We start from the raw sequence: 26,416 nt of genomic DNA, 5'->3' as shown, positions 1-26,416 counted from the left end.
GCGCGGAAGGCGCCAACCGGCTGAATCCCGAAAAAATCGCCGGCCGGCAAAGGGTAGATTGTCCCAAGAAAACGGGCCGCTGCAGAACGCCCGGAACGCCCTTCCCTTTCCGCTTGGAACGCGTGTCTAAAGACGCGTTGACTGCAATTTTCTTGCACCGAGACGGCAATATCATTCGTTTGTCACGCCTGCCGACGCCCGCCAATAGTGCCGCCGAACCCTTTGGAAATGCCGGTTTTCCGGCCTCGGGAGGCGAGCGGACGCATGACTGTCGTGGAATTCAACGGACCCGGGCTGAGCGAGGAACAGTGGAGGACGGTGCGCGCCGTCGCCACGGCGCTGAAGCCGCAGCAGGCGCTCTGGCTGAGCGGCTATTTCGCCGGGCTGGCCGATGCCGGCCGGCCCGAGGCGGCCCATCTCGTGCCCGCCGGGCTCGACCCCGCGCCGGCCGCCGCCGCGCGCACGCTCACCATCCTCTACGGCAGCGAGACCGGCAACGGCAAGCGCCTCGCCGACCGCCTTGCCGAGCGGGCGCATGCCGCCGGCCTCGCCCCGGTTCTCACCGACATGGCCGACTACAAGCCGCGCCGGCTGAAAGAGGAGCAGGACCTCCTCATCGTCGCCTCCACCCATGGCGAGGGCGCGCCGCCGACCTCCGCCGCCGGCTTCTTCGAATTCGTCGAGGGCCGCAAGGCGCCGCGGCTGGAGGGGCTGCGCTACGCGGTGCTGGCGCTCGGCGATTCCACCTACGAGTTCTTCTGCGGCGCGGGCCGGCGCCTCGACGACCGCCTTGCCGCGCTCGGCGGCAAGCGCCTGCACGAGCGCGTCGACTGCGACGTCGACTATGACGACCCCGCCGCCGCCTGGATCGAGACGGCCCTCGCCGCCCTCGCCCCGGCCCGAACCGCAGCGGTGCCAGCTGCCGCCGCATCGGCCACCCCATCGGCAACCGCTTACGACAGGCAGAACCCCTTCCCGGCCATCGTCATCGAGAACCTGGCGCTCACCGGGCGCGGATCGAGCAAGGAGACGCGGCATGTCGAGCTGTCGCTGGAAGGCTCGGGCCTTGCCTTCGCGCCGGGCGATGCGCTTGGCGTCATGCCGCGCAACGATCCGGCGCTCGTCGAAGGGCTTCTTTCCGTGCTCGACCTTTCCGGCGGCGAAGCCCTGACGATCAAGGGTGCGGCGACGACGCTCGGCGAGGCGCTCGAAGGCGTGCTGGAAATCACCGCCGCCACGCCGCGCTTCCTCGACCAGTGGGCGGAGGTGACCGGCGCTGCCGCGTTGAAGGAACTGGCGGGCGATGCGCGCTCGGCCTTCCTCAGGGAAAACCACGTCATCGACATCCTGCGCCGCTATCCGGCGAAGGGCATCGACGCGGCGGCGCTCGCTGCCGGTCTCCGTCCGCTCCAGCCGCGGCTCTATTCCATCGCCTCTTCCGCGACGGCCGTTCCCGACGAGGTGCACCTGACGGTCAGCACCGTGCGCTACGGGCTGAACGGCGAGGAGCGCCACGGCGTCGCCTCCGGCCAGTTCTCGCGCCGCGCCGCGCCGGAGACGGTCCTTCCCGTCTATGTGCAGGAGAACCCGCGCTTCCGCCTGCCGGAAGGCGACGCGCCGATCATCATGATCGGCGCCGGCACGGGCGTCGCCCCCTACCGCGCCTTCCTGCAGGAGCGCGAGGCGCAAGGGGCCAGGGGCCGCGCCTGGCTGTTCTTCGGCGAGCGCAACTTCGACAGCGACTTCCTCTACCAGACCGAATGGCAGGGCTTCCTCAAGGACGGCGTGCTGTCGCGCATGAACGTCGCCTTCTCGCGCGACGGCGCGCAAAAGACCTATGTCCAGCACCGGCTGCTGGAGGAGGCCCGCGAGCTTTATGCGTGGCTGGAAGAGGGCGCGCATCTCTATGTCTGCGGCGACGGGGCGAAGCTTGCGCCCGACGTGCACCGCGCGCTCACGGCGATCGTCGCCGAAGCAGGCGGGCACGGCAAGGCCGCCGCCGAGGACTACCTCGCCGCGCTGCGCGAAAGCCGCCGCTACCAGATCGACGTCTATTGAGGCCCCGACGATGACCCTTCTTGAAACCGACCGCAGCCGCGACATCTCCCAGCCGCTCGAAAGGCTGAGCGCCGACGAGACGATGAAGGCGAACAGCGAACAGCTTCGCGGCACTATTGCGGAAGGCCTTTCCGCCCCGCTGACCGCCGCCGTGCCCGGCGACGACATCAAGCTGATGAAGTTCCACGGCCTCTACCAGCAGGACGACCGCGACATCCGCGACGAGCGCCGCCGGCAGAAGCTGGAGCCGGCCTATCGCTTCATGGCGCGCGTGCGCCTGCCGGGCGGGGTGCTGTCGCCCTCGCAATGGCTGAAGCTCGATGCGCTCGCACGGGCCTATGCCGGCGACACGCTGCGGCTGACGACGCGCCAGACCTTCCAGCTCCACTACCTCCACAAGAAGAACCTGAGAGCCGTCATGCAGGGGCTGCGCGACGTCGCGCTCGATACCAAGGCGGCCTGCGGCGACGATGCGCGCGGCGTCATGGCTTCGATCAACCCTCAGCTTTCGGCGCTGCATGCCGAAGTCTACGCGCTCGCCAAAGCGGCGAGCGACCACGCCACCCCCAAGACCGGCGCCTATCCGGAAATCTGGTACGGCGAGGAGCGCCAGACGCGCGGCGACGGGCCGGAAGAGCCGATGTACGGCCGCACCTACATGCCGCGCAAGTTCAAGATCGGCTTCGTCATTCCGCCGGTCAACGACATCGACGTCTATGCGCAGGATCTCGGTTTCATCGCCATTATCGAGGACGGCCGGCTTACCGGCTTCAACGTGGCGGTCGGCGGCGGCATGGGGCGGACCGACCAGGCGCCGAAGACCTATCCGCGGCTCGCCAGCGTCATCGGCTTCATACCGAAGGACCGGGTGATCGAGACCTGCGACGCCGTCATGGGCGTGCAGCGCGACTATGGCGACCGCGCCGACCGCAGCCGCGCCCGCTTCAAATATACCGTGGACGACAAGGGGCTGGACTGGATCAAGGCGGCGATCGAGGACCGGCTGGGCTTCGCGCTGGGAGATGCCCAGTCCTACGCCTTCGCCACCAACGGCGACACACTCGGCTGGCAGCGCGGCGAGGACGGGCGCGAGCATTATACGCTGCGCATCGAGAACGGCCGGGTGAGGAACGCCCTCTTCGACGGCCTGCGCGCCATCGCGGAGGCGCATCGCGGCACCTTCCGCGTCACGCCCAACCAGAACCTCGTCATCGCCGAGGTGGAGCCGGCCGACCGGCCGGCCATCGAGGCGCTCCTGAAGGCGCACGGGCTGGACATGCTCAATGGCGGCAGCGGCCTCCGGCGCAATTCCATGGCCTGCGTGGCGCTGCCGACCTGCGGCCTCGCCATGGCCGAGAGCGAGCGCTACCTGCCGGTGCTGATCGACAAGATCGACGCCATCCTCGCCGAACACGGGCTTTCGGACGAGCCGATCACCATCCGCATGACCGGTTGTCCGAACGGCTGCGCGCGGCCCTATATCGCCGAGATCGCGCTGACCGGCCGGGCGCCGGGCAAGTACAACCTCTATCTCGGCGGCGGCTTTGCCGGCCAGCGCCTCAACAAGATGGTGCTGGAGAACGCGGCGGAGCCGGCGATCCTCGATCTCCTCGGCAAGGTGATCGGCCATTTCGCCCGCGAGCGGCATCCGGGCGAGCATTTCGGCGATTTCGCCATCCGCGCCGGCTATGTGGCCGAGGTCACGGAAGGCCGCCATTTCAACGACTGACGAAAGGAAAGCATCATGACGACAGCAGCAACCGATTCCCTCGTGACCGTGGACTGGCTGAAGGACCATCTGACCGACCCCAAGGTGCGGGTCTTCGAGGTCAGCGTCGATACCGGCGTCTACGAGAAGGGCCACATTCCCGGCGCGGTCGATCTCAACTGGCACACGGACCTCGTCGACACCGTCAACCGCGATATCGCTTCGCGCGAGAAGCTCCAGGCGCAGCTGCGCCGGGCGGGCGTCGACGAGGACACCACCGTCATCGTCTACGGCGACCACAACAACTGGTTCGCCGCCTGGGGTGTCTGGGTCCTCGACGTCTATGGCTTCGGCACGCGGGCAAAGCTCCTCGACGGCGGCCGCAAGCTGTGGGAGGCGCGCGGCCTGCCGCTGACGACGGCGGTGCCCGCTTACGAGGCGACGGCGCTGGAGCTACCCGGGCGCGACGACAGCCTGCGCGCCCGCCTTGCCAACACGCTCGACGTCGCCGAGGGCCGCATCGACGGCAAGCTGGTCGACATCCGCTCGCCCGACGAATATCTCGGCAAGGTCTTCGCGCCGGAAGGCGTCAAGGAACTGTCGATCCGCGCGGGCCACATTCCCGGCGCGGAAAACGTGCCATGGGCCACCATCGTCAACGAGGACGGCACCTACAAGCCGCTCGACGAGATCCGCCGCATCTATGCCGAGAAGGGCATCGACGGCACGAAGCCGGTCATCACCTATTGCCGCATCGGCGAACGGTCGAGCCATACCTGGTTCGCCCTGAAGCGCCTGCTCGGCTACGACGCCCGCAACTATGACGGCTCGTGGACCGAATACGGCAATGCCGTCGGCGTGCCGGTCGTCAACCGGAGCGGGACGATCTGGCTCGGCAAGTAGGATTTCCGCGGGCGGCGCAATGCCGCCGCCCGCGCCCGGCTGTCAGCCGTCAATATTCGTCGTGCAGCTTCACCCAGCTCATCGTGCCGTTCTCGTTGCGGCCCTTGGGAACGAGGTCGAGCCAGTTGAGCGCGCCCATCAGCAGCTCCGTACCGCGATGATAGGTCGAGTAGGTGTGGTAGATGTTGCCCTCCTCATCCTTGGCGAAGACGCTGAGGCCGAACATGTCCGGCGCGTTGCGGATCGTCGTCAGGCCGTAATTGTAGAGTGCGCGGCCGGCGGCGCGGTCCTCCGGCCTGAACGACACGCCGAAATCGTAGTTGAAGTCGCGGTCGTCCGAGGAGACCCAGGGGAAGGTCCAGCCCATCCGCTCCTTGACCGCCTCGATCCGCCGGACCGGCGCGCGGGAGACCGCGGCAAAGGCGAGGTCCGCCTGCTCGAAATGCCGGCGCGCCGCATCGGCGTGGTCCACCGTGAAGGAGCATCCCGGGCAGATGTGGTCCGAGCCGGGCGTCAGCATGAAGTGGTACACGGCAAGCTGGCTGCGATCCCCGAAGAGGTCGCCCAGCGTGACGGCGCCGTCCGGACCGTCGAAGACATAGGATTTCTCGATCCTGACCCAGGGCAGTTGCCGGCGCTCGGCGCGCAGGGCGTCGAGCCGGTGGGTCATGGCGCGCTCCTTCTCGAAGAGGGCCTTGCGGGCCGCAAGCCAGTCCTCGCGCGAAACGATTGGGTGCTGCATTGTCATTCTCCTTCGGTTGATGTGTCGGGCGGGAAGCGCCGCGTCCGGCGGGAAACGAGCCTCAGCCAGGGCGGCAGATGGAAAAGAGCCATCAGCAGGTACATCGCGGCCATGCCGTCCATCGGCAGCGGCCCCGAGGCGCAGAGGGCCATCGGGTCGCCGGCGCTTGTCCACGCCATGGCGGCGAAGACGGGCGAAGCGGCAAGGCAGAGCCAGTCCGCCGGACCATGTGTCCGCCCTTGAAGCGGCCTTTCGACTGTCACCGGCATCGCCATTTTCCTCTCCCGCGCTTCCGTCGTCGCAAAGCCGAGACTAGGCCGGAAGGACCGATTGCCGGGAGTGACAAGTGTGTCGGGATTTTCCCATGGACGCGGCCGACGGTTGATTAAGTTTCATGCGCTGGGCATAAGACACTCTTCGAGCAGAGGGAGGGGCGCCTTGTTGTTTCGTCTTGGCCAGAGATACCGGCATCTCACGCATGACGGGGATTGCGCGTGCCACAGCCCGCTCGCCCGGGATCTGTTCTCCCGCATCGATGCGGGCCTTTCCCGCCGCTCGGTCCTCAAGGCCATCGCGGCGAGCCTCGCCGCCCCCGCCCTTGGCGGCGCGGCCTTCGCGCAGGCGCCCGCAAGGGCCGTTCGGCTCACGAATGTCCGGATCTTCGACGGGGAGAACGCCACGCTTGCCGAGGGCCGGGACGTGCTGGTCGAGGGCCGGCTCATCAAGGCGCTGGTGGCGGCCGGGGAGACGGTCGCCGATGCCGATGCCATCGACTGCGGCGGGCGCACACTGATGCCCGGCATGATCGACGCCCACTGGCATTCGATCCTCGCCGGCATTTCCCAGCTCACGGCGATGACCGCCGATATCCCCTATGTCCACCTGCTCGCCGCCGAGGAAGCCGAGCGCACCGTGCTGCGCGGCTTCACGACGGTGCGCGATGTCGGCGGCCCTTCCTTCGCGCTGAAGCGCGCCATCGACGAGGGGCATGTCGCGGGGCCGCGCATCTATCCGTCCGGCGCCATGATCTCGCAGACCTCGGGACACGGCGACTTCCGCATGCGCACCGACCTGCCCCGCACCGCGCAGAGCGACCTCAGCGTCGCCGAACGGGCCGGCATATCGGCCATCGCGGATGGCGAGGCGGAAGTGCTGCGCCGGGTGCGCGAACAGCTCATGCTGGGCGCCAGCCAGATCAAGATCATGGGCGGCGGCGGTGTCGCCTCGGCCTACGACCCGATCGACGCGCTGCAATATTCCGAGGCGGAGATGAAGGCCGCGGTCTCCGCCGCCGCCGACTGGGGAACCTATGTCTGCGTCCACACCTATACGTCGGCCGGCGTGCAGCGCGCCCTTGCCTGCGGCGTGAAATCCATCGAGCACGGCCAGCTTGCCGACGAGGAGACCGTGCGGCGCATGGCGGATGCGGGCGCGCGGTGGAGCATCCAGCCCTTCCTCGCCGACGAGGATTCCAACACCTATCCGTCGCCGGAACAGCGCATGCAGCAGCAGGCCATCGCCGAGGGCACCGGCCGGGCGGTCGAGCTCGGGCGCAAGCACAAGGTCCGCATGGCGCTCGGCACGGATATCCTGTTCAGCCCCAGGGGCACGGCGACGCAGGGCAAGCAGCTCGCGAAGTTCGCCCGATGGTACGAGCCCGCGGATGTCCTGCGTCTCCTGACCAGCGGCAATGCGGAGCTTGCCGGCCTTTCGGGGGCACGCAATCCCTATCCGGGCAAGCTCGGGCGCATCGAGGCCGGCGCCTATGCGGACATTCTCGTCGTCGACGGCAATCCGCTGGAGGATATCGCCCTGATCGCCGATCCGGAACGCACGATGAAGCTCATCATGAAGGATGGCCGCATTCACAAGAACACGCTTTCGGCCTGAAGGACAATCTCGTGATCCGATACGCCGCCCTGCTCACCCTCGCCGCCGCCTGCACCGCACAGACGGCCTCAGCCGCCGACGCCTTCGCCGGACCGTCCGAAGAGCCCGCCACCGTCACGGATGCAGGCCCCGGCTGGGCCTGCAGATCACGCCCTATATGTGGGCCGCGGGCCTCAAGGGCGACATCTCGCCGTTCCGGCGCGCGCCGACCATCGGCGTGGAGAAATCCTTCTCCGACGTCATGGACGACCTCAACTTCGGCGGCTTCGTGAATGTCTGGGCGCGCTACGACCGCTTCGTCCTGTCAGGCGACATGATGTATGTCGACACCACGGACAGCCATGCCTTCGGCGCGCTGCCCGCACTACCGGTGCCACCCGGCACCATCATCAACGGGAGCGTCGACAGCAAGCAGTTCATGGCAACGCTGCAGGGCGGCTACCGCGTCGTCGATACGCCCGACTTCACGCTGGATGCCCTTGCCGGCGCGCGCTTCTGGCATATTTCGAACGACGTGACGGTCAGTGCGCTGGGCGTGTCGCGCACCTATGGCGAAAGCTTCGGCTGGGTCGATCCGGTGGTGGGCCTGCGCGCCTTCCTTCCCCTGACGGACAAGCTTTCCGTGCAGGCGCAGGCGGATGTCGGCGGCTTCGGCGCGGGATCCGACATCACCTGGTCCGCGCTCGCCACCATCAACTATACCTTCACCGATCACCTTTCCGTCTCCGCCGGCTACAAGGTGCTCGATGTCGATTACGACCGTGGCGGCCATGTCTTCGACACGCGCCTCAGCGGCCCCGTGCTGGGCCTGACGCTGCGCTTCTGAGCAGCGCCCGCCCGCCGTCTTTCAGCCGTATCGCCGCTGCGCCGCCCTTGCCGCCCGCTGGCTGCGCTCGGCCGAGACCGTGAAGCTGTCCACCAGTCCCTTCAGCGTCGTGCTGATCTGCATGAGATTGTGCGTGGCGGCGTTGGTCTGCTCGACCATCGCGGCGTTCTGCTGGGTCATCTGGTCCATGCTGCCGACGGCCGTGTTGATCTCGGCGATGCCGGCCGACTGTTCGCGGGCGGAGCTGGCGATGGCGTCGATATGGCCGTTGATATTGACGACCTGCTCGCCGATGTGATGCAGCGCCTCGCCCGTCTTGTGCACCAGCGACACGCCGAGCTGCACGTCCTCGAAGGACTTGTCGATCAGCGCCTTGATCTCCTTGGCGGCCTCGGCGGATTTCTGCGCCAGTTCGCGCACTTCCTGCGCCACGACCGCAAATCCCTTGCCGGCCTCGCCCGCCCGTGCCGCCTCGACGCCGGCATTGAGGGCAAGCAGGTTGGTCTGGAAGGAGATCTGGTCGATGACACCGATGATCTGGGTGATCTTGCCGGAGGATTCCTGGATGGCGCCCATGGCGGAAACCGCCTGCTCGACGATGGCGCCGGAGCGCCTGGCCTCCTCCGTCGCGCTGCCGACGACGCGGCGGGCTTCCTCGGCGCGCTGCGCGGCCTCGCGGGAAATGGTGGTGATCTCCTCGACGGCGGCGGCGGTCTCTTCCAGCGAGGCCGCCTGCTGCTCGGTGCGCTTGGCCATGTCGTCGGTGGCATGGACCAGCTCGCCGGAATTGCCGGCCGCATCGTCCGCCGCCGTCACGATGGCGCCGAGCGTGTCGTCCAGCTTCTCGATCGCCGCGTTGAAATTGGAGCGCAGGCGCTCGAACTGCGGGGCGAGCGGCGTGGCGATCGCGGCGGTGAGGTCGCCGCCGGCAAGGCGGTTGAGCGAGGTGTCGATCGCGCCGAGCGCCTCTTCCTGCTCGGCGTTCAGCGCCTGGCGCGCGGCCTCGGATTTCTCGCGCTCCTCCTGGAGGGCGTCGAGATAGACCGAGATCGCATAGTCCATGTCGACCAGCGCGGCCTTGACGATAGCGGTGATCTCCTCGCTCAGCGCATCGGCCTTCCTGCGGTAGAGGAAGCCTTCGAGATGCTTGCGGACGACGCTTTCGACGATGGCTTCCAGGATCAGCGCATAGCCGCCGATATACCAGCGCGGCTCCAGGCCGAGGCGGGCATGGGTCTTGCCGATCGTGGTGACAGCATCGACATAGTGCGCATCGAACTTCGCCGAGCCGATCACTTCCCAATGCTTGATCTGCCGGCCCTTGGCGCTCTGGATATGCGCCTCGTTGGAAAAGAACCGGGCAGTCTCTGGCGTGGCGCGGGCCTTGCCGTAGAAGATGTCCAGCGCGCCGTCGAGCGAGGCGGAGATGGTGGGCAGCGCCCGCTTCAGCGCCGCGCGCTGGCCGGCGTCGAACTCGACGAACTGGAGGCGCTCGTTCAGTTGCTGGGTCTTGGCATCCTGCGCCGACATCGGCAAATCCTCTACAGTTTGGTTGGCGAATGACGCAAGTCCCGAATCAGGATCCCGGCCTTCGGTCTGTAGCGATTTTTCGCAGGGGACAGTAAACAAACACTGTAAATCGGAAGACGATACTTCGATAGGAATTGACGAATGGCAAGTTCTGTTCGGATTTATATGCTAAGTATTACTTACAGATGCGGATGATACCAATAAATACCATTGAAAACCAATATATCAGACGCAACGATACGTATATCTCACGTAACGTAAGGTGGATGTAACGCGCTGCGCTGGGCCGCCGTCCCGCTCCGGGGGCGCCTAGACCATCGCCCCGGCTTCCAGCCGCGCGCCGTCGAAGCGGCCGATCATGGCAAGGACGGCCTCCCTGTCGGGCATCAGGCAGGCGGCCGTCGCCAGGGCGTCGGCAATCGCCGCCGAGGGGGCGGAGATCGAGACCGACCGCCATTGCGACCGCGCGGGCATGCCCGTTTCGGGATCGAGGATATGGCCGTCCCGACCGCCCTGGTCGAAGGTCGTGCCGAGCGGGGCGGAGGTCGCGAGTGCGCGCTGGCGCAGCGCCACGCGCTCGCCCGTTTCAAGCCGCAGCGGCCATTCCCCGCCCTGGGGCTGCCCGCCGAGGGCGCGGAATTCACCCGTGTCGATCAGGATGTCGGTGAGGCCCTCGGCCTCCAGCAGCGCGGCCACCCGGTCGGCGACATAGCCCTGGCCGATACCGTTCAGCGTCAGCGCCGTGCCGGGCCGCAGCGTGATCGCCGCCGCATCGAGCTCCACCTTCTCCCAGCCGGTCTTCCGCAGCGCGCCTTCGAGGCTTTTCGCATCGGGCCGCCCGCCCTTCGCGGCCGCTTCGGCCCAGAGCGCCCAGAGCGGCTGCACCGTCGGATCGAACCGCCCGCCGCTCGCATGGTGCACCGCGCCGGCCAGCGACAGGCATTCCAGAAGCTCGAAGGGCGGGGCGGCGAGACGGCCCTCGCGGTTCAGCCGCGACAGGGCGCTCTCCGGCCGGTAGAGGCTGAGGATATCCTCCAGCCGGCCGATCTCGGCCATGACGCGGGCGGCGACGGCCTCGCCGTCCGGGTGGTCGAGGCGGATCGAGGCGCGCGCGCCCAGCGCCTGCCCGGTCCACAGGCGCGCGGTTCCTCCATCGGCGCGGGCGATGGCCGGCAGGGCGGCGAAGGCCGCGGAAATGGCAATGAGGCGGCGGCGGGTCATCAGCATGGGGTCAGCCTCCAGTGGACGGGGTAAGGGCGTTCAGGCGGTCGCGATAGTCGGCGTCGTCGGGATCGGGCCGGCCGCCGGTCTCCACCGGCGTCAGCACCATGGCGTCGGTCACGTCGGCAAGGGCGAGCACCCGGCCGCCCTCCGCGAGCGCGAAGGCGGCGGCGCGCTCACGGCTGGAAAAGGGCACGGTCTCCGGCGCGCCCATGCCGCCCTGCCGGGCCGAGCCGACGACATAGAAGGCCTTGTCGGCGGCGATCCAGTTGCCCTTGCCGGGCACGTCCCAGGTCGCCCCCGCCGCGCCCATGTCGTTGACATAGACCGCGACGATGGGCGCGACCTGCTCGGGACCGCGGGCATAGGCGATGGCGTCGCGCACCTGGCTGAAGAAGAGCGGGGCGGCATTGCCTTCGAGGAAGACCTGCGCCTTGGGGCCGGGATGCTCCAGAAGATTCATCTGGCAGTAATGGCCGAGCGTCTCGGGCGTCATTTCCTGCGGCACGATGGCCTGGGCGACATCCTCCTTGCAGGCGGAAAGAAGCAGGAGCGCCGCCAGGAGCATGGCGGGGCGGAGACGGTTCTTCATGGCGTCACCTTTCGGAAGGCTGCGACCGCGAGCGCGATGGCCGCGAGCGGCCAGACGAGGAGCGAGGCGGCCGACTGCCAGAGCGGGATCGCCCGCGCCGCCCCGCCGATGCCGCCGGCCGCGGCGACGGCCTCGGCCGCTGAGAGGTTGAAGACGCGGAAGGCGTCGGCGGGATTGGCGAGCAGCGCGACGGGCAGCGCATGGGTGGTGAAGGCCCCGCCGCTGTCCGTGACGATCAGCGCCAGAAGGGCAAGGTCGTAAAGCACCACGGCCGCCAGCCAGAGCGCGATGGCAAGGCCCGCCGCCCCCGACGGCCGGCGCGCCAGGGCCGAGAGCGCATAGCCCGCGCCGAGGAAGGTCGCGCCGAGCGCGACGGACGTCCAGACCAGCCGCCAGAGCGAGGCGAGGCCCGCCACCGCGCCGGGATCCGACCAGACGGCGACCAGCGCCGCCGCGCCATAGCCGAGCGTGACCGCGAGCGCGAGGATCGCCAGATGCGCCAGGAGCTTGCCGAGCAGGATCTCAAGGCGCGAGACGGGATAGGTGAGAAGCAGCGGCAGCGTGCCGCGCTCCACCTCGCCCGCCACCGCGTCGAAGCTCATGAGGAGCGCCAGCAGCGGCACCAGATAGACGGCGAGCGAGGTGAGCGAGGCGACCGTCACCGACAGCCGGTCGACGCCGACATCGCCGGTCGGCGCGGCGCCGGCGGCGGCGAGCACCAGCGCGAACAGCACCATCATGCCCGTTGCGATGGAGACCCAGCGATTGCGGAAGGCGATGCGGAATTCCGAGACCGCCGTGGCGAGGATGCGGTTCATTGCCCGTCCCTCCGGCTGAAATGGCTGTAGATGTCCTCGAGGCTCGGCGGGATCACGTCGAGATCGGCGACCTCGCCGCCGAGCGCCGATATGCGGGCGAGCAGCGGCAGCTTCTCCGCCTGCGCGCAGGAAAGGCGCAGCAGGCCGTCGCCGCCGGCGGAGGCCTCGGGAAAGCCGAGACAAGCGCCGGCGCGCGGCCGGGCGCGGGCCGCACCAGCAGGGCGACGGGCAGCGCGGCACGGGTGCGCAGGTCGGCAAGCGTGCCTTCCGCCACCAGCGCCCCGCCGGAAAGGATGAGGATGCGGTCGGTGCGCGCCTCCACCTCGGTCAGCACATGCGAGGAGAGCAGGATCGCCGTGCCCTCGGCGGAAAGGCCGTCGAGCAGGTCGTAGAAGTCGCGGCGCGAGACGGGGTCGAGGCCGGAGGTCGGCTCGTCGAGGACGAGCAGGCGCGGCTTGCCGATCAGCGTCTGGGCGAGGCCGACGCGCTGGCGCATGCCCTTGGAATAGGTGCCGATGCGCCGCCGCGCGGCATGGCCGAGGCCGACGCGCGACAGAAGCTCCATCACCTGTCGCGGGCTCTCGCCGCGCAGCGAAAGATAGTAGCGAAGCTGCTCCTCGCCCGTCAGCGCCGGATGGAAGGCGACGTTCTCGGGCAGGTAGGCGACTGCGGCCCGCGCGGAGGATGAGCCGGGCGCAGAGCCGCAGACCGAGACCTCGCCGCCGTCATAGGGAATGAGGCCGAGGATGATCTTCATCATCGTCGACTTGCCCGCCCCGTTATGGCCAAGCAGCGCCGCGCGCCTGCCTGCCTCCAGCGTCAGCGAAACGGCCTTCAGCGCCTCGACGTCGCCGAAGCGCTTAGTGAGCCGGGAGATTGTCAGGGTCGGTGTCATCGTAACTTCCTTCGGCCCAGCGGCCGGCGGCCTCGGCCTCGTAGCCGAGAATGTCGGGCGGGACGGATATTGTGAGGGGCCGCATCAGCGGCGCGCTGTCGCGCACGCCGCCGGGCAGCGTCGCGGGAAAGTCCCGCTGGCTCCAGCGCACGAGCTGCACGGCGGGCGATCCGATGAGGAGGCTTGCCGCCGGCTGCGACCAGAGAATCTGGTCCATCAGGTCGTTGGGCCGGTAGAAACTGTCGGCGATGCCGTCGCCGTTGAGGTCGAAGGCCGGGTGGTCGGACCAGAAATTGCCTCTGCCCTCATGGCTCCATTCCATGTTGCGCGTGCCGACATATCTCACCTGCTCGCGGTTGCCGACGAAGGCGTTGCCGGTCAGCACGTTCTTCTCCGAGCCGGCGGTGAAATGGATGCCGATGCCGCAGCCCTCGAAGCGGTTGTTCCAGACGAGGTTCTTGTGGGCGTTGTAGATGAAGAGGCACTTCCTCGTGCCGCCGCGCACCAGGTTTCCCGTGACGTCGGCATTGTTGGCATAGTTCAGCATCAGCCCGTGCTCGCGGTCGCCGAGGCTGAGATTGTTGAGGACCTTCGCCCTGTCGGAGAACATGATGGCGAAGCCGAGATGGTTGCCGATGGAGACGTTGCCGGAAACCTCGGTGTTGCGGGTGTACATGAAATGCACGGCGAAGCGCAGGTCGCGCATCACGTTGCCGCGATAGATGCTGTCGGCGCTGGCATTGGAGAAGATGCCGTCGCGCCCGTAGCGGATGACGTTGTTCTCCAGGAGCGTGCCGGGGCTGTTCCAGACATAGATGCCGTTGCCGCGCTCGTTCATGCGCGCGCTGTCCGTGCCGACGATCTCGTTGCCGCTAACGGTCGCGTTGCGGCCGCCATGCACGTCGATGCCGTGCATGTTGCCGGTGACGAGCAGCTTTTCGATGTGGGCGCGGTCGGCGCCCTTGAGGATCTTCACGCCGGCGTCGAGGTCCTGGTTCACGCGGCCCGAGCCAGTGACGGTGAAGCCCGTCAGGGTCACGTCGGGCGCGGCGATGGTCATGACGCTGCCTTCGCCGAGCCCGTCCACCACCGCCCCGCGCGGGCCGGTAATGGTAAGCGGCCTGTCGACGGTGACGGGGCCCGGATAGGCCCCGTCGGAAAGCCGCAGCACATCGCCGGGCGCCGCCCCGGCAATGGCCGTCGCGAGGCTGCCCGCGCCCGGCGCGACGGCGCGCTCCGCCGCGGCGAGCGGCGAGGCGAGCAGAAGGCCGAACAGGAGGACGGGCAGCCGCATTTCTCAGGCGTCCTTCGGTTCCACGAACATGCGGCCGCGCATTTCCATGTGCAGGGCATGGCAGAACCACTGGCAATAGTACCAGTAGACGCCCGGATTGGCGGCGACGAAGGTGACGGAGCTCGTCTGCTGCGGCCCGACCTCCATGGCCACGCCATGGTTGCCCATGGTGAAGCCGTGCGTCAGGTCGTCGATCTCGTCGAGATTGGTGACGATGACCGTGACCTCGTCGCCCTCCTTCACCGTGAAGCTTTCCTGGCTGTAGCTCGGCGCGACGGAGGTCATGTAGACGCGCACCTTGTTGCCGTCGCGGATGACGGCGTCGGTCCATTCGTCGATATTGACGCCGTCGGCCTCGGCCTGCTTGCGCGTCTCCGACCATAGCGGGTCCTGGCGGTCCCAGACCGACTTGATGTTCGGCAGGATCGAGGGGGAGACCGCGATGGCGTCATGCGGCTCGGCGAAGGTCGGGCCGTCGTGCACCAGCTTCATCTTGTCGCCGGAAATGTCGATGAGCTGGTCGTTCTCCGGCTTCAGCGGGCCGACATTGAGGAAGCGGTCCTTGGAGAACTTGCACAGGCACACCAGCCAGTCGTTGGTGGCGTCCAGCGTCTCGCCCATCACGGTCTTCAGGTGGCCGGGCTGGTACTGGACGTCGAGCTTGTCCTTGATCGGGTCGATCTTCTCGCCGGCATAGGCGCGGATGGCCTCCTCGATGTTCCACTTGACCACCTGGCTGTCGAGGAAGAGCGAGGTATAGGCGTTGCCGCGGCCGTCGAAGGCGGTATGGAGCGGGCCGAGGCCGAGTTCCGGCTCGGCCACCACGGCGCTGCGCGGCTCGGCATTGTCATAGAAGATCGCGTCGAACTTCGTGACGTCGAGCACGGTGACGGTCGGCGAGAGCTTGCCGTTGATGCACAGGTGCTTCCTGTCCGGCGCCATGTTGCAGCCGTGCGGGTTGTTGGCGATGGGGATGTAGCGGGTGAAGAGGGATTTCGCCTCCTTGCGGCCGTCCAGAACCTTGACGCCATTGATCTCCTCGAACTTGCCGGCGGCGATGGCCTTCTCGATCTCGGCGAGGTTGAAGACGACGACATGGTCCATCTCGGACTTGGTCATCTCCTCCAGCGTCGTGCCCATTTCGGAATTGTAGCTGGTCGAGAAGGCCCACTTGCCCTCGTAGTCGGCATCGCAATTGTCGAGGTTGCCGGAGACCTGCACCTGCCAGGCGACTTCCCACTTGTCGGCATCGACCGCGGTGAAGATGTTCACATAGGTCGAGACGTCCTTCATGGTCGAGCCGTCGTTGACCAGAGGCGCTTCGTCCTCGCCGTTGCAGAAGACGTAGTTGGAGCGCGGCCATTTCTGCGGGCGCAGGCCATGGATGCCCTTGGCATTGGGGATTTCCAGGATCGCGTCGGTCTTCATCACGTCGCAGCGAACGCGGGCGACGCGGGTATTGGCCTTGTCGTTCATGAAGAGATAGCGGCCGTCATACTTGCCCTCGGTGAAGGACATGTGGACGTGGTGCAGGTCGCCGTTGTCGTGGATCTTCTTGCCGTTGGCGGCGAGCTGCTTCTTCGTCTTCTCCGACATCGTGCGCTGGTGGATGCGGATGGATTCGTTCGTCTGGCCCCAGCCGGTGGCCGAGCAGCGGTTGAACACCGGCACGCGCATCAGTTCGCGCATCGACGGGATGCCGAGGATGCGCATCTCGCCGGTCTGGCCGGAGGACCAGAAGCCGTAATAGTCGTCGAGCTTGCCGGGCGCGACGGAACCGTCGGCTCCTGCGGCGGCATGGGCCGGGGTCGCAAGGCTTGCTGCGCCGAGGCCGAGCGCGGCCGGCCCCATCGTGCCGGCGAGAACCGCCGAGCCCGCGGTCGCGCTGAACAGCGCGCGACGGCTCAGTCCCTTGTTTTCCTTCGTTTCCATGGTGGGTTTCCTTCTTCGGTTAAACCTTGGCTGCGGGTTGGTGGATCGGCGCGCCGCCGGGACTTGCCGCGAGCCTGGCGCGCGACTTCATCTTCTTGATCACGACGGGGCACACGGTTTCGGACTGGTAGAGGACCTGGCAGTGCAGGCAGTTGATGCACTCGTTGGGGTTGATCTCGCCGGTCCTGTGGATCGCCTGCACCGGACACTGGATGGCGCAGGTCTGGCAGGGATTTCCGCATTCGTGGTAGCGCTTCAGCCAGTCGAACATGCGCATGCGCGCGGGGATGGCGAGCGCCGCGCCGAGCGGGCAGAGATAGCGGCAGTAGAACCGCTCGACGAAGAGCCCGGCGACGAGAAGCGCGACGGCATAGGCGACGAACGGCCAGGCGCGGATGAACTTCAGGATGATCGCGGTCTTGAACGGCTCGATCTCGGCAAGATGCTCGGCCTGCTCGACGCTCATCAGCGAGACGCCGAAAAGCCCGAGGAAGATCATGTATTTCACCGGCCAGAGCCGCTCGTGCAGGCCCCATGGCAGGGTCCATTGCGGGATGCGGAGCTTGCGGGCGATCTGGTTGGTCAGCTCCTGCAGCGCGCCGAAGGGGCAGAGCCAGCCGCAATAGGCCCCCCGCCCCCAGAAGAGCAGCGCGGCGGCGACGGCGAACCACAGGATGAAGGTGAGCGGATCGAGCAGGAAGGCCTGCCAGCTGAAGCCGCTGACGAGGCTGCCGAACAGCGCCATCAGGTTGACCACCGAGAGCTGCGCATTGGCGTACCAGCCGAGGAAGACCAGCGTCACGGTCAGGAAGACGATGCGGAAGATGTAGAAGCCGCGGGCGTTCCTGACCGCATAGGTCTGGAAGAAGAACACCCCGGTCAGCACCGCCAGCATGCCGGCGAGCACGACGATCTTCAGCTTCGAATCGCCCCAGATGCGCTTCCAGAGGTCTGCCTGCGCCGAGCCTTCCTCCTGCGGGGGGACGGCGGCGGCCTCCTTGCAGGCGGCGCGACGGCGCGCAGGTATTTCTGCGGCAGCTGGTAGCCGAGATCGAAGGTGTGGAAGACCTTCTCGATCGGCCCGACCTCGCGCTGCGCCAGAAGCTGGATGCGGAAGGGCTTTGCGGGATCGAAACCGACGCCGGCCGGGATGCGGAACAGGTCCATCTCGGAAAATTCCGGCGCGCCGGCAAGCGCGATGGCGCCGAGGCGGCGATGGTCGCGGTCGCGGAAGCGCACCGAGACGTCGTCCTGGATCAGCACGATGCGGTCGAAGATGCCGCCGCGCACATAGCCCGAGCCCTTGAAGGAATAGAGGCCGCGGCCCACCACGGCGATGGCGTTCTCGCCCTCCTTCAGCCAGCCCTTCAGGTTGACCTCCTCGGCCGGACCGAGCAGCGCCTTGCCGATGGCCGGCACGGAGACCAGCGCCGCCTGCATGTCGATGAAGGTGGTCTGCGGCGCCTCGGTCAGCGCCCGGTCGCGGGCGCGAACGTCCGGATGTTCGGCGAAGGCGGCGTTGACCTGCGCGACGTCGAGCGACAGCCGGCGCAGCGTGCCGTCCCCTTCCGCCTCGATCCAGTCGGCCGGCGCGGCGGCATCGGGATCGATCTCGAAACGGGGACCGGCGCTCTCGGTTTCCGGGGCAAGGCCGCCGAGGCCGAGCGCGCGGGCGACCTTCAACCCCGAGCGGACGATGGAATCGTCGATCACCATCACCGTCACGGTCGCACCGGAGATGATGTCCACCTCATGCGCCGTGCCGCCGGACTTCGCCTCGGCGACGAGGTCGAGGCCGGCATAGCTGGCGACCAGCGCCTTCACCTTGGCCTCGGGAATGCCGATGAGGACGATGGGCTCGGAATGCTTGACGAGTTGCACGCCGACGATCTTCGCATCCTTGCCGACGGCGACGAGCGTGTGGATCGGCTTGCCGGAATAGCCGGTGGTGCCGACGAAATCCGAGGTCATGAAGACCCAGGCCACCGTCTCGCCGCCCTTGAGCACCGGCGCCACAGCCAGGTCCTCGCGGATCGGCCCGAAGCCTTCGCCCCGGGAACCAGATCGGAGGCCGTCGCGGCGGGCAGATACTGCTGCAGGACCGAGGCCGCATGGGCGGGGACGGCGAGGCACAGGCCGATGCAGAGCAGAAGGACGAGACGGATGAATTTCATTCCAGGGCGTTCCAGCAAATCGTTGCCGGAGCATTGGAATGTTCATGCCGAACGGTCGTTGCGCTAAATCAAACGGACGAGAATAGTTCCCGCCCATCCGTACCCGATGGCGAGAGCCCAAGCCCCGCCCCCATGCGCCATGGCGGCGCTCACGGCCACTGCTTCGCCCATTCCCGCAACTCCGCCCTTGCCTTTTCCGGCCAGTCCTTCACGGGTGCGGGAAAGACCGCGATCTTTCCGCCGTCCGGCTTCCAGGCCGCGTAGGCGCGGCGCTCGCCGGAGGAAAGGAAGATCAATCCCGCCTCGTCGAGGCAGGCGTGTGGCCGGCAGGCCGTGCCGACGAAGTCGTCGCCCTTGAATTCACCGCTTCCCACCCCGGTCATCAGCGTCTGGAAATGCTCGAAATCCGAGCCGAGCACCATCTTGAGGCTCGCGGCGATCTCGCCGTTGCCGAAGGCCTCCGAGGGATGGGTGAAGGTGCGCTCGCGCAGATTGGCCCAGCCGCTCGCCGCATCCGCCTGGAAGGCGACGGAAGCGAGGGGCGCGATGCCGCGCTCGGCGGTCCATTGCCAGCGCTCCGTTTCGCGGCCGGGGACGCTCACCGTCGAAAAGACGAGGCCCGCGCCCTCGACGGCCCAGGATACGGAGACGCAACTGTCGATGGGCCCGTCTATCCGCGGCGCGCCGCGACCGGGAAAGGACAGGACGAACGGCGCGCCGTCACAGGCATTGCCGCCACCCGAGCTGGTGCCGACGAGTGCGACGGTATCGCCGAAGGCATAGACGTCATCAAGGAAGACGATCTGGTTCGTGTGCAGCTCGCGGCCGTCGACGACGAGCACCTTCTCGAAGTCCTTTTCCCTGATCTCGACCGTGTGGCCGGCGACCTTCTCCAGCTCAACCGCACGGGCCGGGGCCAATGCGCCGAGAAGAAAACCAACCAGGGAAAACGTGCGAACCCATTGCCGACTCATGAAAATCTCCTGCATTTGCCCCGAACTTGCTTTGCAAGGCTTCGGATCGCAATGGCGCGGGCCGCATTTTCGATGATGTCGTTGCCAAAGCATTTCAATCCGAATGAACCGGCGCCCTGCGCCGTTTCCGATACATCGACACCTTCAGGCCAAATCATTTTCAGGCAGACCATGACCTTTCCCACGATCAAGCTTCCCGCCCGTCCCCTCGCCCTGCAGCGCGGGGCCATCTCGATCCCGCTCGCCTACTACTTCTCCACGCCGATCCTGCTGGCGATCGCCGCCTTGATGATCTTCATGGAAGCGCCCGGCATCCTGCGCGACTATACGATCAGCCAGAATCCGCTCATCGTGGAAGGCAATATCGACGGGAGCTGCAAAACGCGGAAAGCCTTCTTCACCACCTGCGAGGTGGACCTTTCCTACGAGCAGAACGGCCAGCGCTACGACAAGAATGTCGAGGTCATGTTCGTCGACCTCCATAGCGGCGACTACGAGACGGGCCTCGTCGTTTCGGCCGATCACCCCGAGCTTGCGACGATCACGCTGGGGCTGGACATGCTCTGGAACCGGATCATCACGCTTGCGGTCTTCACTCTCCTTCTCGGCGGCGGCGGCCTTGCGATGATCTTCTTCGCGTTTCGCATCTTCCGCGCCCGCGGCCAGTTGCAGAACCCCGCCCCCCTCACCGTCATCCCGGTCGAGATCACCGGCATGGAGACGAAGCGCGGCCGCCTTGCGGTCACCTATGCGGACAGGCTGAGCGAGCGGAAGACCAAGCGGGTCGCCCATACCCATTTCGAGAGCGGGCACGAGCCGATCATCGTCGGCGATGCCGGCAGCCACCCGGTCGCCCTCGCCGTCTGGCACGGCGCCACGTCGCTGCCCGTCCTCCTCGACGACCGGCTGGAGCGGATCGAGATGACGCCCGAGGAGCGCACTCAGGCGCTGGAGCCGCTTTACGCATCGGCGGCCGCGGCCGGCCACGGGATGGCGGCAGCCGCCCCCGCGCCAGCAAAAAAGGCCTGTCGCTCGCGCGGCGGCTGGGGCTTGCGCTCCTCGTCGTGCTGCTCATCGTCGGCGGCATTTTCGGATACTGGCTCTGGTACGTGACCAGCGCGCCCTCGCAGTACAATTCGCCGGGCATGGACATCAACAACATGATGCCGGAGGCGCTCAACCGGTGGGGCTGCGACCAGCTCAAGGCCCGCTTCGGCGACGGCCTCGCCCCCTTCGGATGCACGGCCGAGGACTACCAGAGCTGGAAGTAATTCCGGGGCGGAAACCCTGATCCGGCGCGCGTCCCGATACCGAAGGGACGCGCGCTTTCCCCTGCGACGCTATTGCGCTTTCATCGCGGGAACCCTTGCGCTAAAAGTGGTATCCACAATACCTTTTATCCACCGGTGACCGGATATCACGGATGCGGATGACGCTTCATACCGACTATGCCCTGCGCATGCTGATCTACCTCGCCACGCGGCGGGACGGGGCATGCACGGTGAACGACGTCGCCGAGGCCTACGGGCTTTCGCGCAACCATCTCCTGAAAGTCGCGCAGACGCTGCGCGATCTCGGCCTCGTTGAGACGACGCGCGGCCGGGCCGGCGGCATCCGCCTTGCGCGGGCGCCGCGCGAGATCGGCGTCGGGGCGCTGGTCAGGGCGACGGAAGAGGAATTCTCGCTGGCCGAATGCATGCAGGCCGGGGGCGCGCCTGCGCCATCTCGCCCGCCTGCCGGCTGAAGGGCATGCTGCACGAAGCGCTCGGCGCCTTCCTGTCCGTGCTCGACAAATACACGCTTGCGGATATCGTACGTGACAGGGCCTCGCTCGGCCCGCTGCTCGGCATCGATCTCGCGGCGGCGTGAAGGAAAGGGGAACGCAATGCTATCCGGATTGACGGTTTCGGAGCGCCATGCCGCGCTCTTCGTGCTCGGCGCGCTGGCGCTGGTGGGGCTTGCCATGGCGGTGGCCGGCCAGGGCGATCCGCTCGCCGTGCACGGCTATATCGTGCTCGCCTTCAGCCTCGCCCTCGGCTTTGCGGTCCTGTCCGTCCTCTTCGCGCCCGAGCCGCCGGAAAGCCGGCTTTCGGAATATTACGACGACCCGACGCGGGTCGGCATCATCCTGTCGCTCGCCTGGGCGGTCGCCGGCATGTTCGTCGGCGTCTGGGTGGCCGCGCTGCTCGCATGGCCGGAGCTGACCTTCGTGGATTCGGCCTGGGCGAGCTTCGGGCGGCTGCGGCCCGTGCACACGTCCGGCGTCATCTTCGGCTTCGGCGGCAATGCGCTGATCGCCACCTCCTTCCATGTCCTCCAGCGCACCTGTCGCGCGCGGCTGCCCGACCAGTTCAGCCCGTGGTTCGTGCTGATCGGCTACAACCTCTTCTGTCTTGTCGCCGCGACCGGCTACCTGATGGGCCTCACCCAGTCGAAGGAATATGCCGAGCCGGAATGGTATGCCGACATCTGGCTGGTCATCGTCTGGGTTGTCTATTTCCTGATCTACATCCGCACGCTCCAGCGCCGCAAAGAGCCGCATATCTACGTGGCGAACTGGTACTACATGGCCTTCATCCTGGTCGTCGCGGTGCTGCACATCGTCAACAACCTCGCCGTGCCGGTCTCCTTCGGCCATGCGAAAAGCTATTCGCTGTTTTCCGGCGTGCAGGACGCCATGACGCAATGGTGGTACGGCCACAACGCCGTCGCCTTCTTCCTGACCTCCGGCTTCCTCGGCATGATGTACTATTACCTGCCGAAACGCGCGGAGCGGCCGATCTTCTCCTACCGGCTCTCCATCATCAGCTTCTGGGGCATCACCTTCATGTATATGTGGGCGGGCGCCCACCACCTGCACTACACCGCCCTGCCGCAATGGGTGCAGACGCTCGGCATGACCTTCTCCATCGTGCTGCTGGTGCCGTCCTGGGCGTCTGCCGGCAACGCGCTCGCCACGCTCAACGGCGCCTGGCACAAGGTGCGCGACGACGCGACGTTGCGCTTCATGATGGTCGCCGCCGTCTTCTACGGCCTCTCGACCTTCGAGGGTTCGTTCATGGCGATCCGCGCCGTCAACTCGCTCTCGCACTATACCGACTGGACCGTCGGCCATGTCCATGCCGGCGCGCTCGGCTGGGTGGCGATGATCACCTTCGGCTCGCTCTACGCCCTCGTGCCGTGGATGTGGAAGACGGAGCGCATGTATTCGCCGAGGCTCATCGAGGTCCACTTCTGGCTCGCGCTGGCCGGCACCGTCGTCTACGTCTTCGCCATGTGGAATTCGGGCATCATCCAGGGCCTGATGTGGCGCACCTACAATGACAGCGGCACGCTCGCCTATTCCTTCATCGACAGTCTCGTGGCCATGCATCCCTACTATATCGCCCGCGCCTTCGGCGGCCTGCTCTTCCTCGCCGGCGCGGTGGTCTGCTGCGTCAATGTCGGCATGACGATCCGCATGGCGCGCCGTGCCCAGAAAGCTGAGGCGGGCGGCGACGTTCCCGTGCTCGCACCGGCGGGAGAATGACCATGAAGGAATTCTTCCACCGCAAGATCGAGCGCAACGCCATCGGCTTCGTGCTCGCCATCGTCGGTGTCGCCTCCATCGGCGGCCTCGTCGAGATCGCCCCGCTCTTCACCATCCACGAGACGGTGGAGGACGCGCCGGACATGCGGCTCTACACGCCGCTGGAGCTGGCCGGCCGCAATATCTATATCCGCGAGGGCTGTTACGCCTGCCATTCGCAGATGATCCGCACGCTGCGCGACGAGGTGGAGCGCTACGGCCCCTATTCGCTGGCCGTGGAATCGAAATACGACCACCCGATGCTCTGGGGCTCCAAGCGCACCGGGCCGGACCTTGCCCGCCTCGGCGGCAAGTATTCCGACGCCTGGCACGTCGCCCACCTGATGAACCCGCGCGACGTGGTGCCGGAATCGGTGATGCCGCGCTACGGCTGGCTGAAGACCAACGCGCTGAGAATCGACGATCTCGGCGAGCACCTTTCCGCCCAGCGCACGGTCGGCGTTCCCTATACGGACGCGATGATCGAACATGCGGTGGCGGACGCCCGCGGCCAGGCGAACCCCGACGGCAACGAGGCCGCCGGCGTCAGCGAGCGCTACGGCGAGAAGACGAATGTGCGCGCCTTCGACGGCAATCCGGGCCTGCTGACGGAGATGGACGCGCTCGTCGCCTATCTCCAGATCGTCGGCCAGCTCACCGCGGCCGCCCACCAGGAAGCAGCAGTGAAGGAGGAATGACATGGACGCGGATCACGGCACCATCGTCGCCTTCGCCAAGAGCTGGGGCCTGTTCTACCTCATCGCGATGGCCGTGGGCGTGCTGATCTACGCCCTCTGGCCGGGCAACCGGAAGCGCTTCAACCGCGCGAAGAAGAGCATTCTCGACAAAGACGACCGGCCGGGGGACTAGACGATGGCAACGGAAAGAAAAGATCCCGCCACCGGGCGGCTGACTACCGGACATGAATGGAACGGCATCGAGGAGCTGGAGACGCCGATCCCGCGCGTCGTCATCTTCTTCCTGACGGTCACCACGCTGTTTGCCATCGGCTACTGGATCCTGATGCCGGCCTGGCCGCTCGGCGTCACCTATACGAAGGGCCTGCTCGGCATCGACCAGCGCGCCGTCGTGACGAAGCAGGTCGAGGACGCCGCCGCCACCCGCGCGGCCTGGACCGGCCGCATCGCCGAGGCGAGCCTCGCGGACATCGCCGCCGATCCCGACCTGATGAACCATGTGCGCGAGACGGGCCGCACGCTCTTCATTGACAATTGCGCCGCCTGCCACGGCACGCGCGGCACCGGCGGGCCCGGCTTCCCCAACCTTGCCGCCAAGGCCTGGCTCTGGGGCGGCGAGCCGGACACCATCGCCGAAACGATCCGCATCGGCATCAACGCCACCAACGAGGAGACGCGCGTCTCGCAGATGATGGCCTTCGGCCGCGACGGCGTGCTCGACGACGTGCAGGTCCGCGCCGTCGCCGCCTATGTGCGTTCGCTCTCGGACCTGCCGATGGGGGCAAGCGACAAGGCGCTGGTCGAGGACGGCAAGCAGGTCTTCGCCGACAATTGCGTCGCCTGCCACGGCGAGGACGGGCATGGCAGCACGGATGTCGGTGCGCCGAACCTTACCGACGCGACATGGATCTACGGCAGCGACGCGCAGACCGTCTACACCACGATCTATTCCGGGCGGCAGGGCCACATGCCGCACTGGGAGGGCCGGCTCTCGCCGGTCGACATCAAGATCCTGGCGCTCTATGTCGGCACGCTCGGGGAGGCCGCCCGATGAACACGCTTGCGGAAAAGCCGCGCCTCAACTGGCGGCTCGTCTCCTTCCTGATCGTCGGGGCGGGCGTGCTGGTCTTCATCGGCGCCAATGCGCATCTCGTCCATGTCGCCCTCTCCTCGCAGCCCGACTGCGTGGAGCACCTGAAGACGCAAGGCCGGGACGGCGCATACCGCGCCGCCGGCCCGGCCTGCTGAACGGAGGAGACCCCATGGGAACGACCGAAAAGACCGGCAACGCGCCCCTGCCGCTCGCCGAGCAGCGCCGTCGCCACCTTCCCGCCAGCGCCGCCCTCGGCTGGCTTTCCGCCGGCTGGCGCGACCTCTGGCACACGCCGCTGCCGAGCCTCCTCTACGGGCTCGCCGTCTTCCTTATCTCCGTCGCGGTGGTCTGGTGCCTCTTCCGCTGGGAGCTGGACTATATCCTCTTCCCGGCGCTCGCCGGCTTCATGGTGGTCGGCCCGCTGGTGGCGATCGGCCTCTACCGCAAGAGCCGGGACCTGGAGGACGGCATCGCGCCGAGCCTGTCGCGCATGATCTTCGTCAAGGCCGCATCGGGCGGGCAGGTCTGGTATACCGGCGCGATCCTCTGCCTGCTGATGGTCGTCTGGATGCGCGCCGCGGTCATCATCTACGCGCTCTTCGTGGGGCTTCGCCCCTTCCCCGGCCTGGACGGTGTCGTCGCCATGCTGTTCTCGACACCCGAGGGGCTCGGCATGCTCGTCGTCGGCACGGCGGTGGGCGGGCTCTTCGCCGCCTTCTCCTTCGCCATCAGCACCTTCGCCATCCCCATGCTGCTCGCCGAGAAGACGGATGCCTTCACGGCCATGGGCACCAGCATCTCGCTGGTCTTCCGCAACCTGCCGGTCATGCTCGCCTGGGGCGCCATCGTGCTCGTCCTCACCGCGCTCGGCATCGCAACGGGCTTCCTCGGCCTCATCGTCATCTTCCCGCTGCTCGGCCACGGCACCTGGCACAGCTACAGGGCGATCCGATGAGGGGCCGGCCCGCGCCGCAGCGCACCATCGTCATCGACGGCAAGCCCTTGCCGGAGGTGCTGGACGAGGCGATGGTCCATGCCGTGGTGCATGGCTTCTACGACGAGATCCGCAGCGACGACCTGCTCGGCCCGATCTTCAACGGCCATATCGCGCCGGATGACTGGCCGGTGCACCTTGCGAAGATGTGCGATTTCTGGTCGGCGACGCTGCTGCGCACCGACCGCTACGAGGGCCGCCCGCTGCCGCCGCACCTCGCCATCCCGGAGCTCCAGGAAGCGCATTTCCGCCGCTGGCTCTCGCTCTTCCGGGCGACGGTCGAGCGGCTCTGCCCGCCGGAGGTCGCCGATCTCTTCCTCGACCGGGCGCTGCGCATCGCCCATTCCTTCCGCCTCGCCATCGCCTTCCACCGCGGCGAGGATTCCATGACGATCGCGCCGATCTCGCGGGACATGCTTTCCAAGGATGCGCCGCCGGACGGCAAGGGTTGAACCGGCATCAGCCAATCGTCACAGAGCGGTGCTAGACTAATGCGATTGTGATCG

28 protein-coding genes are annotated in these 26,416 nt (G+C 67.2%); 15 read left to right on the top strand and 13 right to left on the bottom strand.

The genetic code is table 11. From position 1 onward, the window contains the following. The first annotated feature begins 264 nt into the window (after window positions 1–264). Genes ShzoTeo12_RS02180 through ShzoTeo12_RS02170 form a run of 3 tightly spaced genes read left to right on the top strand, consistent with a single transcriptional unit; the run spans window position 265 to window position 4,669 of the window. Window positions 265–2,058 (top strand): assimilatory sulfite reductase (NADPH) flavoprotein subunit, encoded by a 1,794-nt coding sequence (locus ShzoTeo12_RS02180; RefSeq protein WP_318911125.1) that lies wholly within the window; start codon window positions 265–267, stop codon window positions 2,056–2,058. A 10-nt stretch (window positions 2,059–2,068) separates the two neighbouring features. Continuing rightward, window positions 2,069–3,787: an NADPH-dependent assimilatory sulfite reductase hemoprotein subunit gene (locus ShzoTeo12_RS02175; protein ID WP_318911124.1), complete on the top strand. Its 1,719-nt coding sequence runs from the start codon at window positions 2,069–2,071 to the stop codon at window positions 3,785–3,787. A gap of 15 nt (window positions 3,788–3,802) precedes the next feature. Next, complete coding sequence (locus ShzoTeo12_RS02170; RefSeq protein WP_318911123.1) at window positions 3,803–4,669, top strand: sulfurtransferase; 867 nt, start codon at window positions 3,803–3,805, stop codon at window positions 4,667–4,669. Between the two features lie 49 nt (window positions 4,670–4,718). Here the strand turns inward: ShzoTeo12_RS02170 and ShzoTeo12_RS02165 are convergent, their stop codons facing one another. Continuing rightward, complete coding sequence (locus tag ShzoTeo12_RS02165; protein WP_318911122.1) at window positions 4,719–5,411, bottom strand: thioredoxin family protein; 693 nt, start codon at window positions 5,409–5,411, stop codon at window positions 4,719–4,721. A 2-nt stretch (window positions 5,412–5,413) separates the two neighbouring features. Further along, window positions 5,414–5,680, bottom strand: coding sequence for a hypothetical protein (locus ShzoTeo12_RS02160; RefSeq protein ID WP_318911121.1), 267 nt, complete (start codon window positions 5,678–5,680; stop codon window positions 5,414–5,416). 169 nt (window positions 5,681–5,849) lie between these two features. On the opposite strand from ShzoTeo12_RS02160, the gene ShzoTeo12_RS02155 reads away from it, so the two are divergent. Continuing rightward, complete coding sequence (locus tag ShzoTeo12_RS02155) at window positions 5,850–7,301, top strand: metal-dependent hydrolase family protein (protein ID WP_318911120.1); 1,452 nt, start codon at window positions 5,850–5,852, stop codon at window positions 7,299–7,301. Between the two features lie 157 nt (window positions 7,302–7,458). Further along, window positions 7,459–8,127, top strand: coding sequence for a hypothetical protein (locus tag ShzoTeo12_RS02150; protein WP_318911119.1), 669 nt, complete (start codon window positions 7,459–7,461; stop codon window positions 8,125–8,127). 21 nt (window positions 8,128–8,148) lie between these two features. Here ShzoTeo12_RS02150 and ShzoTeo12_RS02145 read toward each other — a convergent pair whose 3' ends face one another. The 11 genes from ShzoTeo12_RS02145 to ShzoTeo12_RS02095 all read right to left on the bottom strand — a co-directional run bounded on the left by ShzoTeo12_RS02145 (window position 8,149) and on the right by ShzoTeo12_RS02095 (window position 19,742). Beyond that, window positions 8,149–9,657 (bottom strand): globin-coupled sensor protein, encoded by a 1,509-nt coding sequence (locus ShzoTeo12_RS02145; RefSeq protein ID WP_318911118.1) that lies wholly within the window; start codon window positions 9,655–9,657, stop codon window positions 8,149–8,151. Window positions 9,658–9,966: 309 nt separating this feature from the next. Beyond that, window positions 9,967–10,884, bottom strand: a complete 918-nt coding sequence (locus ShzoTeo12_RS02140; RefSeq protein ID WP_318911116.1) for an FAD:protein FMN transferase — start codon at window positions 10,882–10,884, stop codon at window positions 9,967–9,969. 4 nt (window positions 10,885–10,888) lie between these two features. Next, window positions 10,889–11,470, bottom strand: coding sequence for a nitrous oxide reductase accessory protein NosL (locus ShzoTeo12_RS02135; RefSeq protein ID WP_318911114.1), 582 nt, complete (start codon window positions 11,468–11,470; stop codon window positions 10,889–10,891). After that, complete coding sequence (locus tag ShzoTeo12_RS02130; protein ID WP_318911112.1) at window positions 11,467–12,288, bottom strand: ABC transporter permease; 822 nt, start codon at window positions 12,286–12,288, stop codon at window positions 11,467–11,469. The genes ShzoTeo12_RS02135 and ShzoTeo12_RS02130 overlap by 4 nt, the downstream gene beginning before the upstream one ends. Before the next feature lie 52 nt (window positions 12,289–12,340). After that, window positions 12,341–13,183, bottom strand: coding sequence for an ABC transporter ATP-binding protein (locus ShzoTeo12_RS02125; protein ID WP_318911111.1), 843 nt, complete (start codon window positions 13,181–13,183; stop codon window positions 12,341–12,343). Further along, window positions 13,149–14,477: a nitrous oxide reductase family maturation protein NosD gene (locus tag ShzoTeo12_RS02120; protein ID WP_318911110.1), complete on the bottom strand. Its 1,329-nt coding sequence runs from the start codon at window positions 14,475–14,477 to the stop codon at window positions 13,149–13,151. The genes ShzoTeo12_RS02125 and ShzoTeo12_RS02120 overlap by 35 nt, the downstream gene beginning before the upstream one ends. Window positions 14,478–14,480: 3 nt before the next feature. Beyond that, a complete protein-coding gene (gene nosZ / locus ShzoTeo12_RS02115; RefSeq protein ID WP_318911108.1) occupies window positions 14,481–16,409 on the bottom strand; it encodes a TAT-dependent nitrous-oxide reductase in 1,929 nt (642 codons plus the stop codon). A gap of 19 nt (window positions 16,410–16,428) precedes the next feature. Continuing rightward, a complete protein-coding gene (locus ShzoTeo12_RS02110; RefSeq protein ID WP_318911106.1) occupies window positions 16,429–17,316 on the bottom strand; it encodes a 4Fe-4S binding protein in 888 nt (295 codons plus the stop codon). 8 nt (window positions 17,317–17,324) lie between these two features. Then, window positions 17,325–18,425, bottom strand: a complete 1,101-nt coding sequence (locus tag ShzoTeo12_RS02105; RefSeq protein ID WP_318911105.1) for an FMN-binding protein — start codon at window positions 18,423–18,425, stop codon at window positions 17,325–17,327. 307 nt (window positions 18,426–18,732) lie between these two features. Beyond that, window positions 18,733–19,557, bottom strand: a complete 825-nt coding sequence (locus tag ShzoTeo12_RS02100) for a hypothetical protein (protein ID WP_318911104.1) — start codon at window positions 19,555–19,557, stop codon at window positions 18,733–18,735. Then, entirely contained in the window at window positions 19,554–19,742 is a 189-nt protein-coding gene (locus tag ShzoTeo12_RS02095) for a hypothetical protein (protein WP_318911103.1), read from the bottom strand. Before ShzoTeo12_RS02095 ends, ShzoTeo12_RS02100 begins: the two co-directional genes overlap by 4 nt. Between ShzoTeo12_RS02095 and ShzoTeo12_RS02090 the strand changes: the two genes are divergently transcribed. The 10 genes from ShzoTeo12_RS02090 to ShzoTeo12_RS02045 all read left to right on the top strand — a co-directional run bounded on the left by ShzoTeo12_RS02090 (window position 19,729) and on the right by ShzoTeo12_RS02045 (window position 26,362). Further along, window positions 19,729–20,670: a hypothetical protein gene (locus ShzoTeo12_RS02090; protein ID WP_318911101.1), complete on the top strand. Its 942-nt coding sequence runs from the start codon at window positions 19,729–19,731 to the stop codon at window positions 20,668–20,670. The two genes, ShzoTeo12_RS02095 and ShzoTeo12_RS02090, sit on opposite strands and share 14 nt — an antisense overlap. Next, complete coding sequence (locus tag ShzoTeo12_RS02085) at window positions 20,667–20,828, top strand: hypothetical protein (RefSeq protein WP_318911100.1); 162 nt, start codon at window positions 20,667–20,669, stop codon at window positions 20,826–20,828. Before ShzoTeo12_RS02090 ends, ShzoTeo12_RS02085 begins: the two co-directional genes overlap by 4 nt. 152 nt (window positions 20,829–20,980) lie before the next feature. Continuing rightward, complete coding sequence (locus ShzoTeo12_RS02080) at window positions 20,981–21,301, top strand: Rrf2 family transcriptional regulator (protein WP_318911098.1); 321 nt, start codon at window positions 20,981–20,983, stop codon at window positions 21,299–21,301. A 141-nt stretch (window positions 21,302–21,442) separates the two neighbouring features. Continuing rightward, the gene (ccoN, locus tag ShzoTeo12_RS02075; RefSeq protein WP_318911097.1) at window positions 21,443–23,086 is read left to right on the top strand and encodes a cytochrome-c oxidase, cbb3-type subunit I; all 1,644 of its coding nucleotides are present in this window, start codon (window positions 21,443–21,445) and stop codon (window positions 23,084–23,086) included. 2 nt (window positions 23,087–23,088) lie between these two features. Further along, window positions 23,089–23,823, top strand: a complete 735-nt coding sequence (gene ccoO, locus ShzoTeo12_RS02070; protein ID WP_318911095.1) for a cytochrome-c oxidase, cbb3-type subunit II — start codon at window positions 23,089–23,091, stop codon at window positions 23,821–23,823. 1 nt (window position 23,824) lies between these two features. Then, window positions 23,825–23,995, top strand: a complete 171-nt coding sequence (locus ShzoTeo12_RS02065) for a cbb3-type cytochrome c oxidase subunit 3 (protein ID WP_119258083.1) — start codon at window positions 23,825–23,827, stop codon at window positions 23,993–23,995. A gap of 3 nt (window positions 23,996–23,998) precedes the next feature. Beyond that, a complete protein-coding gene (ccoP, locus tag ShzoTeo12_RS02060) occupies window positions 23,999–24,877 on the top strand; it encodes a cytochrome-c oxidase, cbb3-type subunit III (protein WP_318911093.1) in 879 nt (292 codons plus the stop codon). Beyond that, window positions 24,874–25,071 (top strand): hypothetical protein, encoded by a 198-nt coding sequence (locus tag ShzoTeo12_RS02055; RefSeq protein WP_119258081.1) that lies wholly within the window; start codon window positions 24,874–24,876, stop codon window positions 25,069–25,071. The genes ccoP and ShzoTeo12_RS02055 overlap by 4 nt, the downstream gene beginning before the upstream one ends. A gap of 14 nt (window positions 25,072–25,085) precedes the next feature. Next, window positions 25,086–25,871, top strand: coding sequence for a DUF2189 domain-containing protein (locus ShzoTeo12_RS02050; protein WP_318911092.1), 786 nt, complete (start codon window positions 25,086–25,088; stop codon window positions 25,869–25,871). Beyond that, window positions 25,868–26,362: a group III truncated hemoglobin gene (locus ShzoTeo12_RS02045; RefSeq protein ID WP_318911091.1), complete on the top strand. Its 495-nt coding sequence runs from the start codon at window positions 25,868–25,870 to the stop codon at window positions 26,360–26,362. The genes ShzoTeo12_RS02050 and ShzoTeo12_RS02045 overlap by 4 nt, the downstream gene beginning before the upstream one ends. Window positions 26,363–26,416 lie beyond the last annotated feature (54 nt).

The organism is Shinella zoogloeoides (genome assembly GCF_033705735.1).
In the GTDB taxonomy this organism is placed as follows: domain Bacteria; phylum Pseudomonadota; class Alphaproteobacteria; order Rhizobiales; family Rhizobiaceae; genus Shinella; species Shinella zoogloeoides_A.
Note: the sequence above shows the minus strand (reverse complement) of the source record. Positions and strands in the feature narration are given on the sequence as shown.

Excerpts from the sequence above, each read along its gene's own strand:
- ShzoTeo12_RS02050 (WP_318911092.1), top strand. The coding sequence starts at position 25,086 with ATGGGAACGACCGAAAAGACCGGCAACGCGCCCCTGCCGCTCGCCGAG.
- nosZ (WP_318911108.1), bottom strand. The coding sequence starts at position 16,409 with ATGGAAACGAAGGAAAACAAGGGACTGAGCCGTCGCGCGCTGTTCAGC.
- ccoP (WP_318911093.1), top strand. The coding sequence starts at position 23,999 with ATGGCAACGGAAAGAAAAGATCCCGCCACCGGGCGGCTGACTACCGGA.
- ShzoTeo12_RS02170 (WP_318911123.1), top strand. The coding sequence starts at position 3,803 with ATGACGACAGCAGCAACCGATTCCCTCGTGACCGTGGACTGGCTGAAG.
- ShzoTeo12_RS02160 (WP_318911121.1), bottom strand. The coding sequence starts at position 5,680 with ATGCCGGTGACAGTCGAAAGGCCGCTTCAAGGGCGGACACATGGTCCG.
- ShzoTeo12_RS02055 (WP_119258081.1), top strand. The coding sequence starts at position 24,874 with ATGAACACGCTTGCGGAAAAGCCGCGCCTCAACTGGCGGCTCGTCTCC.
- ShzoTeo12_RS02125 (WP_318911111.1), bottom strand. The coding sequence starts at position 13,183 with ATGACACCGACCCTGACAATCTCCCGGCTCACTAAGCGCTTCGGCGAC.
- ShzoTeo12_RS02180 (WP_318911125.1), top strand. The coding sequence starts at position 265 with ATGACTGTCGTGGAATTCAACGGACCCGGGCTGAGCGAGGAACAGTGG.
- ShzoTeo12_RS02090 (WP_318911101.1), top strand. The coding sequence starts at position 19,729 with ATGACCTTTCCCACGATCAAGCTTCCCGCCCGTCCCCTCGCCCTGCAG.
- ShzoTeo12_RS02100 (WP_318911104.1), bottom strand. The coding sequence starts at position 19,557 with ATGAGTCGGCAATGGGTTCGCACGTTTTCCCTGGTTGGTTTTCTTCTC.
- ShzoTeo12_RS02140 (WP_318911116.1), bottom strand. The coding sequence starts at position 10,884 with ATGCTGATGACCCGCCGCCGCCTCATTGCCATTTCCGCGGCCTTCGCC.
- ShzoTeo12_RS02080 (WP_318911098.1), top strand. The coding sequence starts at position 20,981 with ATGCGGATGACGCTTCATACCGACTATGCCCTGCGCATGCTGATCTAC.
- ShzoTeo12_RS02130 (WP_318911112.1), bottom strand. The coding sequence starts at position 12,288 with ATGAACCGCATCCTCGCCACGGCGGTCTCGGAATTCCGCATCGCCTTC.
- ShzoTeo12_RS02135 (WP_318911114.1), bottom strand. The coding sequence starts at position 11,470 with ATGAAGAACCGTCTCCGCCCCGCCATGCTCCTGGCGGCGCTCCTGCTT.
- ShzoTeo12_RS02150 (WP_318911119.1), top strand. The coding sequence starts at position 7,459 with ATGTGGGCCGCGGGCCTCAAGGGCGACATCTCGCCGTTCCGGCGCGCG.
- ShzoTeo12_RS02145 (WP_318911118.1), bottom strand. The coding sequence starts at position 9,657 with ATGTCGGCGCAGGATGCCAAGACCCAGCAACTGAACGAGCGCCTCCAG.
- ShzoTeo12_RS02165 (WP_318911122.1), bottom strand. The coding sequence starts at position 5,411 with ATGCAGCACCCAATCGTTTCGCGCGAGGACTGGCTTGCGGCCCGCAAG.
- ShzoTeo12_RS02175 (WP_318911124.1), top strand. The coding sequence starts at position 2,069 with ATGACCCTTCTTGAAACCGACCGCAGCCGCGACATCTCCCAGCCGCTC.
- ShzoTeo12_RS02120 (WP_318911110.1), bottom strand. The coding sequence starts at position 14,477 with ATGCGGCTGCCCGTCCTCCTGTTCGGCCTTCTGCTCGCCTCGCCGCTC.
- ccoN (WP_318911097.1), top strand. The coding sequence starts at position 21,443 with ATGCTATCCGGATTGACGGTTTCGGAGCGCCATGCCGCGCTCTTCGTG.
- ccoO (WP_318911095.1), top strand. The coding sequence starts at position 23,089 with ATGAAGGAATTCTTCCACCGCAAGATCGAGCGCAACGCCATCGGCTTC.
- ShzoTeo12_RS02065 (WP_119258083.1), top strand. The coding sequence starts at position 23,825 with ATGGACGCGGATCACGGCACCATCGTCGCCTTCGCCAAGAGCTGGGGC.
- ShzoTeo12_RS02045 (WP_318911091.1), top strand. The coding sequence starts at position 25,868 with ATGAGGGGCCGGCCCGCGCCGCAGCGCACCATCGTCATCGACGGCAAG.